The following is a 12786-nucleotide window of genomic DNA, read 5'->3' as shown; positions in this document are numbered from 1 at the left end:
TTCTTCACAGCAGCCACCCCCCGACCAGCGCGGCGGCGAGCACGGCCGTCGCGAAGGTGGCGGCGGAGAACCGGAGGGCGAAGGCGCGGCCGAACGTGCCGGACTGGAGCGCGATCAGCTTGAGGTCGACCATCGGTCCGACCACCATGAACGCGAGCCGGGCGCTCGGGGAGAACCCGGACAGCGATGCCGCGACGAACGCGTCCGCTTCCGAGCAGATGGACAGGACGACCGCGAGCAGTCCGAGCAACGGCACCGACAGCCATGGCGATCCAGCGAAGGATTCAAGGACCGAGGGGGGTACGGCGACGTTGAAGGTCGCCGCGGCCGCCGCTCCGAGCACGAGGAATCCGCCCGCATGGAGGAAGTCGTGCTGCAGGGCGCGGGTGAAGGCGTCGAGGCGGCCCCGGTCTGCCGCGGCGGGCGGCCGATCGGCGAGCCGCAGCCATTCGGTGCGGCCGAGCCGGATCCACAGCCATCCCATCGCGACTGAAGCGGCGAGCGAGGCGAGCAGCCTCGCCAGGACCATGACCGGGCGGCCCGGGAACGCGATCGAGGTGGCCACCAGGACGACTGGGTTCACGGCGGGTGCCGCGAGAAGGAACGTCAGCGCCGCGGCCGGCGCGACCCCGCGCCGGATCAGGCTTCCCGCGACCGGCACGGACGCGCACTCGCACCCCGGCAGCAGGGCCCCGGCAGCGCCCGCGACCGGAACCGCGAGCACCGGGTTACGGGGAAGGACCCGGGCGAGCACACGGTCCGGGACGAGGGTGGTGACCGCGGCCGACACCGCGGTGCCCAGGAGCAGGAAGGGCACGCCCTGGATCACCACGGCGGCCAGTACGGTGCCCCAGGCTTGGAGCGCGGGCTGTTCGAGGCGCGCCAGGAGGTCCGGCGCCAGCAGGACCGCGATGCCCGCGACGAGCGCCAGCACGAGCACGCCGACGAACACATCAAGGCAGACCCGCAGAAACCGCCCCGCGAAGCCGCCGGACACGCCCTGCCGTGTGGACGGGCGAGTGTCCGGTGTCGTACGCACCCGGCTGACTGTCTTGTCGTTCACGGCCCCCGGCCTCCACCTGCCCGCCGCCGTCCGGCGGAACCGGCCTGGAGCCTAGCGGTCCAAACTGTGCGGGTGCCGGGCGAGCATCGTCAATGCCTGACTCCGCTCCATCGGCCGGCAACCGTCGCGGGGGCGGCTTCTTGGACCGACGTGGATGACGAGAAGCAGATCGTGGGCTACGCCTTCGCGGCGGACCTGATGCTGCCAGTGGCACGGAAGGCCATCCGGCTGGCCCAGGGGGGGACCTCCGCATTCAGGTGCTCACGCCCGAGAAACTCTGCACATGGCAGGCACCCGTGCCCAGCGCCACCCGGTCATCACGACCGGCCTCAGCTACCGCAGACATCCCACCCGCACGTCGCACGTCACATCCCACGGCCGTGGGATCACCATGGGATCCTCGCCATAGCTTTGCACCCGCGTTCCACCGAAATCCCCAGGTCAATGCGGTTTAAGCCCAGTGAGGCAGACCAGGGACGCCCGCCTCGCCTCACCGATGCGAGGCGAACGCCACACGCGAAAACACCCCTCACGGGGCGTTTTCGCAGGTCAAGAAGTTTTTCTTGGTGGGGCGAGTGGGACTCGAACCCACCCGCTCCGCGGGGACCAGTGAGGTTGCCCCGGCATCGTCCGGCCGCTCGCCGTATGGCCAGCCCCGCCGCCTGCCCATTGCTCCGCTGCGCCCTTCGCTGCTGGATCGCCCGCGACAGCGGCGGCTGGGCCATGCCGAGACGCTCCGCGGCGCGCCCGAAGTGCAACTCCTCGGCCACAGCCACGAAGTACCCCAACTCGCGGGTCTCCAGGGTGTCCACGGCCGCACCGTACGCGGTGATACCCGCAGGGTATGACAGGTCACCGTACCGGTGTTGGCCGCACCACCCGCCCACGGGCCAACATCATCGGCATGAGCGAAACAACCACCGCGCTGGTGACCGGCGCGAACAAGGGCATCGGCTACGAGATCGCGGCCGGACTGGGCAGCCTCGGCTACCGCGTCGGTGTGGGAGCCCGCGACGGGACGCGACGTGAAACCGCCGTCGGCAAACTGCGCGCCGCCGGCGTGGACGCGTTCGGGGTACCACTGGATGTGACCGACGACCATAGCGTCACCGCCGCCGCGGAACTGATCGAACGACTGGCCGGACGCCTGGACGCCCTGGTCAACAATGCCGGTATCCCGGGCGAAATGGGCCCGGGATGGCTACAGGAGCCGACCACGCTCGACCTGGACGTGCTCCGCACCGTCGTGGACACCAACGTCATGGGCGTCGTCCGGGTCACCAACGCGATGCTGCCACTGCTGCGACGCTCTGCCTCCCCACGCATCGTCAACGTCTCCAGCAGCGTCGGCTCCCTGACCCGACAGGCGGACCCGGACACCGAGATCGGCCCCGTCATGGCGGCCTACGCACCGTCGAAATCCTTCCTCAACGCCCTCACCCTGCAGTACGCCCGACAGTTCGCCGACACCAACATCCTCATCAACGCCGCCTGCCCGGGCCTGGTCGCAACCGACTTCACCGGCTTCCACGGACCCCGCACCCCCGCACAGGGCGCAGCCACCCCGATCCGGCTCGCCACCCTCCCCGACGACGGCCCGACCGGTTCCTTCTTCGAGGACGACGGCGTCGTCCCCTGGTGATCACGAACCCGCCGTGGTTTCTGCAGACACCAGATGCCCTGCGACTCCCGAGCCGGGCGTTCTGATCGCACCTTGGCAACCCAGCAGCCCGGCCCAAGATCCTCAGACAAGCCCAACGCGGCAGGACAGCAGGAGGCGGGGCCAAGGTGGTCACTCTGCGGGCGGATTCGCCCTCTTCCACGTCCAATCCCAGAGTGCGTTGGCACGGTGATCGTGCTCGAAGCGACCACCGAAGGGACCGACTCGGTCAATGGCCCTGGCGGTGCGTGGGTCGTCGCGCCGGGCGAGGCCGTAGGCGGCCTCCAGACGGATGATCTGGTTGTCCTCGTCGAGCAGCGTCCACAGGGTGTCGGCGACGGCGGGGCTGTGGTCCGGGGAGGCGGCCAGTTCTGTTGCCGCCGCACCCCGCAGATCGGCGTCCGGGTCTTCGGCCAGGAGCAGTAGCGCCTGGGTGATCTGCGGGAGGAGGTCGGTGTCTGTTCTGCCCGCCCGGCACGCGTTGATCCTTACTGTGGCGTCCCGGTCGTGGGTGAGGGAGAGGAGCGCGGCCCTGGCCGCACGGGTGAGCGGCGCGGCGTTGCCGGAAAGGGCGGCGGGGACTTCACGGCGTACGCGGGGGTCGGGATGGCCGGCGTAGCGCAGTCCGAGGGCCTCATGGCCGGGGTGCTCGTACTCGGTGAAGGCGTTGAGTACGGTCGCCAGGACCGTGCTGTCGCTCTCTTCGGCTGCCCAGGCGGCCAGTATTTCGCTCTCCTTCGTCGCGTAGGACGAGGCGCAGTCGGTGACTCCCCGCATCCACAGGTAGCGCGCGACGGTGCGGCGGTGCGCGGGGTCGGGGTGGTGCCGATGGGCCATCACGGCCGACCAGGTTTCGTAACTGCGGCGCTGACAAAGGGTCGAGCAGATCTCCCACCACGTCACATGGTCCTCATCCGGCTGCTCGACGGCGCGGGAGATCAGTTCGTCCACCGGAGTGAGGATGCGGAAGGCCCATTCCAGCAAGGTAAGGATGGCACCGTGTCCGGACCGCGTGACGAGGCCGCCCAAGGAGACTTGATCGACCGACTCCCAGGCGTATGCGCCGTCCTGGACCGGGACTGTCACGGCGGGGCCTGACGCCCCGGTCCGGCGCCGCAACTGTTCAGCCGCGCCCGTCTCGTACCAGCCGCGGGCCAGGGAGAGAAGCTGTTCGCGGGCGGCTTCCGGCAGCCGCAGCCGGGGCTCGTCGCCCAGCACCGCCGAGAAGACCGCCGGGGAGCCGCCGTCAACGGCATGCCACAGCGCAGTGGTCCCGTCCGGCAGAGCCCGGTCGGGGTCCGCACCACCCTGCATCAACGCCTCTGCCACCGGGGCGTCGTAGGCTGCCACAGCCGAACACAACACCGGCAGCCCGTCGGAGTCCACCGCGTTGGGGCTCGCGCCTCCTTCCAGCAGCGCCCGTACCGTCTCGGCATCCCCCGCCCGCACTGCCGATACGAGTCGGCCATCGAGCCTGCCCTCACCCATGCTCCCCACCTCCCCCAGCCGCCGGCGTCACCGGCTCGGCCATTATGATGCGCAACCCGCCGGCCAAGCCCGTTCGAACTAGCGCCGCCGCTGCCGATGCGCACCGACGGCAGTTTCCGACACGAAGCCGAGACGCCGTGCGGTGCGCAGTCATGAGGTGAGCGGCGGTGTCGTGGCCGCCGCCGATCAGCCGGACCGCATTGCGCAGTGCGCAGCCGGTCCGGCCCGGCGTTCTCTCCCCCTAGGGACGACTGCGCACGGTGCGCCTGCTCTGGTCCGGTACGCAGACGGCTTCGGCTCGACGGGCCCGGCCGCGTGCGCACTCGCACAGGTCACCGGACGCGCGGTCCGGCTCCACGGACCGTGCCAGGCCGAGATGCTGGCCGCGATCAGCGCCGTTCCCCGGCTGACCTGGCACTAGGACGAATCTAGGACGGTCCAAGGGCCCGTGCCCATAGCGTCGCCGTGGGGCGCTCAGCTGTTCCCGCGCTACGAAAGGGACAGCAATGAGACGTTCGGTCAAGGCAGCGGTGGTGGCTGCGGCGATGGCCGTCGCCGCTGTCACCACTTCCGGAGTGGCCCAGGCCTGTGGCTGACCGAGGGGTCGGCAGGTCCGCAGCATCTCACCGGCCGGCGGCCACGCCCAGCCGAGTCAGCACGGTCGATCTGAGCCGAAGTACGGTCACGAGCAACGGGGGACAATGATGAGGTTAAGAAGGCATAGGGCGCCGAAGAACGCCATGGGAACGCCGCGCCGCGGGGTGCTAGGCCGGCTCGTACCCGTCCTGATGGGTTCTGCTGTCGCGGCAGCCGGGCTGCTTCCGCTTCCGGTCCTGAGCGCTACGCCGGCGTCCGCCAGCAGCGCTGCCGCAGCGTTTCCGACCGACACGTTCACCATCGCGTTCCAGGCCAACACCACCGCTCTGTGGGAGTCGGGGGGAACGGGGCCCGGCTCCCTCAACACGGGCCTGGGCATGATGCGCGGCACCAGCCCCAGCACCGCGCTCGGAGGGTGCAACGGGAGCGGTGGCCAGACCGCGTTCCAGGCCAACACCACCGACCTGTGGATGATCACCGGGAACGGACACACCACCAACACGGGCCTGGGCATGATGCCCGGGACCAGCCCCAGCGTCATTGCCCACTACGACAGCGCGGGCCACATCGAGTACGACGTTGCGTTCCAGGCCAACACCGGCGATCTGTGGCGCTACAACTCGGAAACCGGACGGGGCACCGACCTGCACTTGGGCATGATGCGCGGCACCAGCCCCAGCATCGCCTCCACCGGCGGGCCCGACGTCGAGATCGCGTTCCAGGCCAACACCGGCGACCTGTGGGTCACGCCGGGCACCACGGCCGGCACCGATCTGCACCTGGGCATGATGCGCGGCACCAGCCCCAGCATCACCAGAAACTACAACAACAAGAGCCATTTCGGTATCGCGTTCCAGGCCAACACCGGCAGCCTGTGGGTCACGCCGGGCACCACGGCCGGCACCGATCTGCACCTGGGCATGATGCGCGGCACCAGCCCGAGTTACACGGTCAGCGGTTCGGGGGTGCCGGGGATCGCGTTCCAGGCCAACACCGGCGCCCTGTGGGTCACGCAGGACAAGCCGGCCGGCGGTGTCTCCACGGGCCTGGGCATGGCTCCTGGTACCAGTCCCAGCATCATGGCGCAGACCTTTACCCCCTCCGACGGCGGGACGACCCGGACCGTCTCGGGCGAGCCGACCGTCGGCAAGCTCTACTACCACCTCGGGCCCAAGCACTGGAACTGCACCGGCACGGTGATCGGCCCCGACATCGTCGCCACCGCCGGCCACTGCATCTACAACAGCACGAACCACGCCTTCGGCGGGCCGCCCGGAATCTGGCTCAACGCCCCGACCCCCGACAAGTTCGTGCCGAACGACAACTCCAGCGGCAATCACGCCGCCTGGTCGGTTCAGAGCATCGGCTACGTCACCAAGCACTGGCACGACGGTCACGCCCCCGATGCCGACTTCGGGGTCTACGTGATCAAGCCACGCTCAGACGGCGCACACATCGGGAACGTGGTCGGGATCCACAAGTGGAAGACCTCGCAAGGCGTGAACGTGGCCTCGACCCCCACCTACACCATCGGCTACCCGCAGGACTACAAGGACCCCCGCGCGTGCAACGCGCCGGCGACCCGGTTCAACGGCGACAACAGCCAGCTGGAGCTCAACTGCACCTTCGCCGACGGAGGGTCCGGCGGCCCGCTCAGCGACAGCACCGGCACGGCCTACGCCAGCATCGGCGGATTCCAGCAGGGCGGCGTCAACCCCTTCCCGTCCTACGGAGTCGTGTGGAACAGCGCATTCGCGGGCTTGGTCGCTTACGCGGAGGGTGGCGGCACCACCGTGGCAGGGGCCAGCTCCGCTGCCCCCGTGCCGGTGACCGCCGCAGCGCACTGAGCGTCAGCGACGTGACCGGGTGAGCTCGTTCACCGGGTCCACAGAGCTCGGCCCGGGACTTGAACCGCGTCTGCGGTACAAGCCCCGGGCCTTGTGCTGCGGCTACGCCTCTGGCCGACGACTGCTGTGGTGCGTCCCCGGCTCATCCCCCCGGCCCCTCCCCGGTTCAACCGGCAGGAGCCGGTAGCCACGAGTGGAACAACTCCCACAACCCGTCCGACACCAGACGCCCCACCATCGCCGTCACGGCCGACAGCTTAGTGATCAAGCCAGTTGAGCCCGTCTCTTAGGAGAGCGCCGCGGTGTCAATCGACGACCGTGACCGGCATGAACCCCAACGCCAAGTTCTCCAAGGCTTGGGGCAGACGACCGAAGGTGGCCACCCGCGCCTCGATCACGTAGAGCTCACCGAACTCGTCCAGCCCGAGAAACCCTCCCCGGCCCAGGTCGAGCTCACCGACCGGCGCGAACGTGCGGCTGAGCTCCGCTCCCCACTCAGTGAACCGGTCGCTCTCACCCACCAGAAGCTCGGGGTCGAACTCGAACGGCTCACGCGCCCGCGTAACCCCCGGACCGCCATGCCCGAACACCAACCCGCCGAACTCTCCGAGGAAGGACTCCGACACCTCATGGAAGCGAAATCCATCCGCCTCCAGCCGCTCCCGCCATACGGACGTGTCCACCCTCCGCCCCGGAACCCAACCAGCATCCCTGAGTACACGCTCCAGCTCTGGTGACATGCCCACATTCTGCCGAGCAGCCGCGCCGGGCGGGCAGCGATCACCTCACCGCCGGGGAACGGTCTCCTTGGTAACCATTTCGCCGCTCATGTACACCCCACGAACTGTGAGGCGTACACGGTCGGTGCGCAGTCATGAGGTGAGCGGCGCGGTGTCTTGGCCGCCGCCGATCCGCCGGACCGCCGTGCGCAGTACGCAGCCGGTCCGGCCCGGCGTTCTCCCTGGGGGCGGCTGCGCATGGTGCGCGTGCTCGGGTCCGGTGCGCAGGTGGGTTCGGTTCACCGGGCTCGGCCGCGTGCGCACTGATCCGTCCCTGTAGGCGGTCCGACTTCGACGCCGGGCTACTCGACAAGGTGCGCCCTGCCTTCCCGGAGCTACCGCCCGCGGCCATCGCGCTCGCGCTGCGCATCTGGGGGCGTCTGCACGGCCTCGTCTCACTGGAGGTCTACGGCCACATGCGCAATCAGACGGTCAGCCCGGACAAACTCTTCCACGAGGAACTCGACCAGCTCGTACGGACATTGGGAATCAGCCCGCAGGGTTGATCGAGTCGCGGTGCACCGCGAGATCGGCCGGCACCGGCCGCTATGCCCCAGGGGCGGGGCGGCCGGCCTTGCGGCGCCCTCTTGGGCCGCAGCAGGCCAGCGCACTTGCCCATGGGGAAATTACGTGAACGTCGACACCAGGAGCACCATCACGCCGAGCGGCTCGACACGGGCGTAACCGGGGCGCGCCCGGCGGCCGTTGGAATTGTGTGACAAGTACCGAAGAGCGAGCCGAGGACACCTGCCCGTTCGTCTACCAGTGCCGACTGCCACTGTCCACGCACACCGTCAACCACCTCGCCGATCTGCTGCGGCGCCACCTCAAAGCGATCCGGTAGGTGGCGGATCCTGCCGCCGGGAAAGATCGCGGTGATCGTCCTGGCCGTACTGCGCCATGACCAGCGCCTGGCCGACATGGCCGGTGGCAACAACGTGTCCGAATCCACCGTCCGCCGCTGGCGGGACGAGCTGATCGGGCTGCTCGCCCCCCAGGCGCCGCGCCTGGACCGCGCCCTGAAGAAGGTCACCAAGCAGGGCAGGGAAGTGTCTTGATCGACGGCGCCCTCATCCACACTCAACGCCGCACCGGCAAAGCCGACCAGCGCAACTACTCCGGCAAGCACCGCAGCCACGGCCTGCACGTCCTCGCCCTGACCGACGAGAAGGGCCGCCTGATCTGGACATCCGCCGCCCGGCCCGGCCGCACCCACGACAACACCGCCGCCCGCCACGACCACATCCTGGCCCACCTGCGCGCCGCCAGCCTCGGCGCGTTGGCCGACCTCGGCTTCCGCGGCCTGGACAACGACATCCTCGATCCCGTCATTGTCGCCGGCTACACCGCCAGCCGTACCCGCAAGCTCACCCCGGGCGAGAAAGAAGCCAACCGCGTCCTCGCCGTCGGACGGGCACCGGTCGAGCACGGCTTCGCTCACCTCAAGAACTTGCGGACCCTCACCAAGCTCCGCACCGAGCCCGCCCGCGCCACCCGACTTCTGCGCGCTCTGCTCGTCCTGACGAACCTCGAAATCAACCGCTGACGGACGATCTACTGCTCAGACAATCGCCCGTGACCGGCGTGACGAGCCCGAGAACCAGTCACACCAGCCCTTTGACCTGCAACTTCAAGTTGGCGGAGGCTCAGTGGCCCGATCGCCGGGTCAGGGGGTGGAGTTGCTCATGTCGAGTGAGAGCACCTGGTAGCGGCGGTGGAAGTTGGCGAGGAAGTCCTCCACGGTCGCCGCTTCCAGGGGCCGGTTGTACTGGCCGGTGACTCCGCGCCGGGCGAGTTCCTCCAGCAGCGGGGACGGCGGGATCGGCTTGGGTCTCGTACTGTTCGGCCCACACGGTGCAGATGCGGAACTCCAGCAGATAGCGGCGTAGCGTGGCCGGCGCAACGGGTGAGCCGTGCCGGTTCACGATGCCGAGCGCTGCAAGGTGCTGGGAGAGCTGCTGCGCAGTGGGCTCCTGTCCGTGCTGCGCGATGTAGCCCTCCCAGGCAAGGAAGTACCGGTCCACGACGGCCAGCGTCTGGTCCACAGCCTTGCCGTTCTTTCTGCCTCTCCCCTGCTCCGGTCCGTCGCCGCCCGCAGGCTCCTCCTCCGCCCCGGGCGACGGTCCGCCGAGACCGGTCGCATTGCCGGTCCCCTGCCCCTGCCTTCCTTCCGGCTCGAGGTCCGATCCGGGAGAGGGACGCGGTGCAGGCACTATCCCGGACGGCCCGGCAGGGTGGGCAGGCGGGGCCTGGTCGGCCGGGCCCGGTGTGTTCGGCGGGGTGCCGAAGAACGGATGGGTGCCGGCCGCCGGGGCGTGTTCGTCGACAGCGGGTGTTGCGGGCACCTGCGTCACCGGGGCCTGCTCTGGCTCAGGCAGGAAGGGAGTCAGCACGGCAGCGGGAAGCGGGCCGCCGGTGGCGGGGTCCGTGATGCCGTAGGCCTCGGAGAGGAACCAGCCGAGTTGCCCCGGATCCGGCACGTAGCCGAACCGCGCAGTGAAATCACGGACTGCGTCGGCGTAGTCCACCTGCTGCTCCAGCCCCTCCCCCTCCCCCACGGGTGCCGTTTCGACGGGACTCACACCCTCCGGCAGGACCAAGCGCTCAGGTACCAAAGCGGGCGCTTCGCCTGCCTCCAGGAGCTGGCCTGACTCGTCCTCCAACTCCGCTGGAGATGAGGGCACATCCGTTCGTTCAATGGTGACCGCCGGCGCGGGCGGAAGCAGCACCGGCTCCATGCCGGCCGCGGCCAGTCCCGCGGGGGCGGTCTCGGCGAGCGGGACGCCGAACTTCGCCAGGCGCAGCGGCGTGAGGGATTCGACGGGGGCCTTGCGGCGCCAGGCGCGGCCGTAGACGGACTGGAGGCGGGCGCGGTAGACGAGGCGGTCCTGTTCGAGCTTGATGACCTGCTCGTAGGAGCGCAGCTCCCACAGCTTCATCTTGCGCCACAGCAGGAACGTCGGCACCGGCGACAACAGCCACCGCATAATCCGCACACCCTCCATATGCCGGTCCGCAGTGATGTCCGCGATCCGGCCCACCGCATGCCGGGCCGCCTCGACCGAGACCACAAAGAGCACGGGAATCACGGCATGCATGCCCACACCCAGCGCATCCGGCCAGGCGGCCGCGCCGTTGAAGGCGATCGTGGCAACCGTCAGCAGCCAGGCTGTTCTGCCGCAGCAGCGGGAACGGGATGCGCATCCAGGTCAGGAGCAGGTCGAGGGCGAGCAGCACACAGATGCCCGCGTCGACTCCTATCGGGAAGACGTAGGCGAAGTTCCCAAAGCCCTTCTTGAGCGCGAGCTCGCGGACCGCCGCGTACGAACCCGCGAAACCGATCCCGGCGATCACCACGGCACCCGCGACGACGACGCCGATGAGTATCCGGTGCATTCGGGTGAGCACGACTGGTGAACTGCTCTTGGCCACGCCCCGCCCCTCCTGCCTCTGCCTCATCCTGTTCACACTCTCACGACGGGTCACCCGTGCTGCTGGTTCGGAGAACTACGTCGCAGATCTTCATGGAACGGTGAGCACTGGGTGGTTGGTTCGGGCAGGCGGCACAGGAACGCGGAAGCCATGACGACGCCCCGAGGCCTGAGGGCGTTTTATACGGCGCAAAAGTCAGGGCCGCCCGGAGTCCTACCGCCCACAGGGGAGGTTTTTACGCCGTAAAAACCGCACGGCCTTCAGAGGACGTCGAGTAGTCCCTGGGCAATCTTCTGCACTGCATCGGGCGCGCAGGGCTCCACGATGACAGCGATGACGGCATCGGGGTTCGTCCAGTCGGCCAGAGCCTCAGCCTTATCGGCGGCTGGCTCCTCGACGCGAGGTTCCGGGACGCTCTGCTGCGCTGCTGGCGCTGCCGGGCTCGGTGCTTCCTCAGGCGGAGCCAACGTAACTGCAGGGGCCGCTGTGTGGTCGACCTCGCCCTGGTCGTCCAGCTCGCCTGCTCGGCTGCGACCGGGACCACCCAGAGATCCATCGGGCAGATGGTCACCGCCCAGCACATGCAGGCCCGCATGCAGGGCGTAAGTACCTGGCTCACCGGAAGCGCCCGGCCCGCCGCGGCAGCAGTGGCCGGCGCCATCGGCCTGCTGTGGGGCGTGTGGTCTGCCCTGGTCGTGGGCAGCACCCTCCTCGTCGTCCCCGAGGTCCTCCTCGTGCTGTCACCCCTGCACCGCCTGCGGACCATGCCCAAGACCTCCGCCGAGGAAGTTGCCGATCCCCTCTCGACTGCGATGGCTCCCTCCGGGGACAGCCCCGTACTTGACGGAGGAGACCGGTCGTGACCCCGGCGGCCAGCGCATGCTCCTCGCCTCAAGTACCCGCTCCCTGTGATGTGAGAAAGGCCGAGACCATGACTGTTCCCCGCGCAGCGGCACCTGCCGACGCCGGCGAGATCGCCCGCCTGAGATCGGAGCTGATCCTGTCCGAGCCGCTCGATACGACCTGGCTCGCGCTCTGCCGCACTCAGCTCGCCGACCGGCTCGACTCCGGCGGCGACGCGCGCGCCTACGTCGTCGACGCCCCCACCGGCGGGCTCGCCACCTGCGCTCTCGCGCTGATCCACCCGGTGCTGCCCGCACCGAAGTACCCCCGCGGGCTCGCCGCGCGCATACATGCCGTCGCCACGGTCCCTGCCTACCAGCGGCGCGGGTACGCCAAGGCGGCCCTCACCATGCTGCTGGAGCACCTGGAAGGCGAAGGCGTCACGCTCTATGAGCTCTACGCCAGCGAAGGCTCGGCGCCGCTGTATGCATCGCTCGGCTTCAAGAGCGACCCGGCGCTCATGCGGATGACCCGATTCCCCACCCCGGCCGGCGGGAGCGCTTCATGAGCCCCGGCCAGACCTGGCTGCCGCCAGAGCAGTACGCCGAGACCGTGGCGAAGGCGACCCTTTTCGGCTCCGTGTTCTTCACCGACGAGCACGAGCACCCCGTGCACCTGAGGTCCGTGTACTCAGCGGTTCACCCCTGGCAGTGGCCCGGGGGAATCACGGAGGCGGGCGAGCGGCCGTGGGAAACCGCCGTCCGCGAGTGCGCGGAGGAAACCGGGATGGTGCTTCCCGGCCCGCCACGGCTTCTGGCGGCCGTCTTCGGACTCCCCGGCGCCGAGTGGCCTTACGCGACTGCCGGTTTCGTCTTCGACGGTGGGCGCCTCACCGCACAGCAGATCGAGGCCATCGTCCTCGCGCCGGACGAGCACAGCGAGGTACGGGCGCTCCCCCTCGCGCAGTGGCAGCCCCTCGTACCGGCCCGGGACTTCGCCCGCCTCACAGCCGTCATGGATGCGCGCCGCACCGGCGCCACGGCTTACTTCGATACCTGGGACTGGGAGACAAGGTGA

The 12786-nt window shown here is 69.4% G+C and carries 12 protein-coding genes and 2 pseudogenes; 9 read left to right on the top strand and 5 right to left on the bottom strand.

Annotation, left to right across the window (positions count from 1 at the left end; all coding sequences use genetic code 11):
* Window positions 1–4 precede the first annotated feature (4 nt).
* Window positions 5–1063 carry a permease gene (locus IE206_RS29000; protein ID WP_373300996.1) on the bottom strand — a complete coding sequence of 353 codons (1059 nt, stop codon included), beginning with the start codon at window positions 1061–1063 and terminating at the stop codon, window positions 5–7.
* Between the two features lie 689 nt (window positions 1064–1752).
* Window positions 1753–1875: pseudogene (locus IE206_RS28995) on the bottom strand (LysR family transcriptional regulator); the annotation flags it as partial.
* A gap of 92 nt (window positions 1876–1967) precedes the next feature.
* Between IE206_RS28995 and IE206_RS28990 the strand changes: the two are divergent.
* Window positions 1968–2705 (top strand): SDR family oxidoreductase, encoded by a 738-nt coding sequence (locus IE206_RS28990; protein WP_189967190.1) that lies wholly within the window; start codon window positions 1968–1970, stop codon window positions 2703–2705.
* Window positions 2706–2855: 150 nt separating this feature from the next.
* Here the strand turns inward: IE206_RS28990 and IE206_RS28985 are convergent, their stop codons facing one another.
* Window positions 2856–4211: an ankyrin repeat domain-containing protein gene (locus IE206_RS28985; protein ID WP_189967188.1), complete on the bottom strand. Its 1356-nt coding sequence runs from the start codon at window positions 4209–4211 to the stop codon at window positions 2856–2858.
* Window positions 4212–4951: 740 nt separating this feature from the next.
* Here IE206_RS28985 and IE206_RS28980 point away from each other — a divergent pair.
* Window positions 4952–6655, top strand: a complete 1704-nt coding sequence (locus tag IE206_RS28980) for a trypsin-like peptidase domain-containing protein (RefSeq protein WP_189967186.1) — start codon at window positions 4952–4954, stop codon at window positions 6653–6655.
* A gap of 305 nt (window positions 6656–6960) precedes the next feature.
* Here the strand turns inward: IE206_RS28980 and IE206_RS28975 are convergent, their stop codons facing one another.
* Complete coding sequence (locus tag IE206_RS28975) at window positions 6961–7395, bottom strand: SUKH-3 domain-containing protein (RefSeq protein WP_189967184.1); 435 nt, start codon at window positions 7393–7395, stop codon at window positions 6961–6963.
* Between the two features lie 353 nt (window positions 7396–7748).
* On the opposite strand from IE206_RS28975, the gene IE206_RS43640 reads away from it, so the two are divergent.
* The 4 genes from IE206_RS43640 (at window position 7749) to IE206_RS42650 (ending at window position 8980) form a co-directional block, all read left to right on the top strand.
* Window positions 7749–7940: a TetR-like C-terminal domain-containing protein gene (locus IE206_RS43640; RefSeq protein ID WP_229853240.1), complete on the top strand. Its 192-nt coding sequence runs from the start codon at window positions 7749–7751 to the stop codon at window positions 7938–7940.
* Window positions 7941–8149: 209 nt separating this feature from the next.
* Complete coding sequence (locus IE206_RS43245) at window positions 8150–8278, top strand: hypothetical protein (protein ID WP_268254454.1); 129 nt, start codon at window positions 8150–8152, stop codon at window positions 8276–8278.
* A gap of 31 nt (window positions 8279–8309) precedes the next feature.
* Entirely contained in the window at window positions 8310–8492 is a 183-nt protein-coding gene (locus IE206_RS42655) for a transposase family protein (RefSeq protein WP_229853239.1), read from the top strand.
* Entirely contained in the window at window positions 8489–8980 is a 492-nt protein-coding gene (locus IE206_RS42650; RefSeq protein WP_229853238.1) for a transposase family protein, read from the top strand. Before IE206_RS42655 ends, IE206_RS42650 begins: the two co-directional genes overlap by 4 nt.
* Before the next feature lie 1162 nt (window positions 8981–10142).
* Here IE206_RS42650 and IE206_RS28960 read toward each other — a convergent pair.
* Window positions 10143–10893: pseudogene (locus IE206_RS28960) on the bottom strand (DUF2637 domain-containing protein); the annotation flags it as partial.
* 461 nt (window positions 10894–11354) lie between these two features.
* Between IE206_RS28960 and IE206_RS28955 the strand changes: the two are divergent.
* The 3 genes from IE206_RS28955 (at window position 11355) to IE206_RS28945 (ending at window position 12786) form a co-directional block, all read left to right on the top strand.
* Window positions 11355–11729, top strand: a complete 375-nt coding sequence (locus IE206_RS28955) for a hypothetical protein (protein ID WP_189967182.1) — start codon at window positions 11355–11357, stop codon at window positions 11727–11729.
* A gap of 68 nt (window positions 11730–11797) precedes the next feature.
* Window positions 11798–12277 carry a GNAT family N-acetyltransferase gene (locus tag IE206_RS28950; RefSeq protein WP_189967180.1) on the top strand — a complete coding sequence of 160 codons (480 nt, stop codon included), beginning with the start codon at window positions 11798–11800 and terminating at the stop codon, window positions 12275–12277.
* Complete coding sequence (locus tag IE206_RS28945) at window positions 12274–12786, top strand: NUDIX domain-containing protein (protein ID WP_189967178.1); 513 nt, start codon at window positions 12274–12276, stop codon at window positions 12784–12786. Before IE206_RS28950 ends, IE206_RS28945 begins: the two co-directional genes overlap by 4 nt.

Source organism: Streptomyces violascens (assembly GCF_014649955.1).
Lineage (GTDB): Bacteria > Actinomycetota > Actinomycetes > Streptomycetales > Streptomycetaceae > Streptomyces > Streptomyces violascens.
This window is presented reverse-complemented; position numbering and strand designations above follow the sequence as displayed.

Coding starts and splice junctions, on each gene's coding strand:
- IE206_RS28990 (WP_189967190.1), top strand. CDS start 1,968: ATGAGCGAAACAACCACCGCGCTGGTGACCGGCGCGAACAAGGGCATC.
- IE206_RS28985 (WP_189967188.1), bottom strand. CDS start 4,211: ATGGGTGAGGGCAGGCTCGATGGCCGACTCGTATCGGCAGTGCGGGCG.
- IE206_RS28980 (WP_189967186.1), top strand. CDS start 4,952: ATGGGAACGCCGCGCCGCGGGGTGCTAGGCCGGCTCGTACCCGTCCTG.
- IE206_RS28975 (WP_189967184.1), bottom strand. CDS start 7,395: ATGTCACCAGAGCTGGAGCGTGTACTCAGGGATGCTGGTTGGGTTCCG.
- IE206_RS28950 (WP_189967180.1), top strand. CDS start 11,798: ATGACTGTTCCCCGCGCAGCGGCACCTGCCGACGCCGGCGAGATCGCC.
- IE206_RS28945 (WP_189967178.1), top strand. CDS start 12,274: ATGAGCCCCGGCCAGACCTGGCTGCCGCCAGAGCAGTACGCCGAGACC.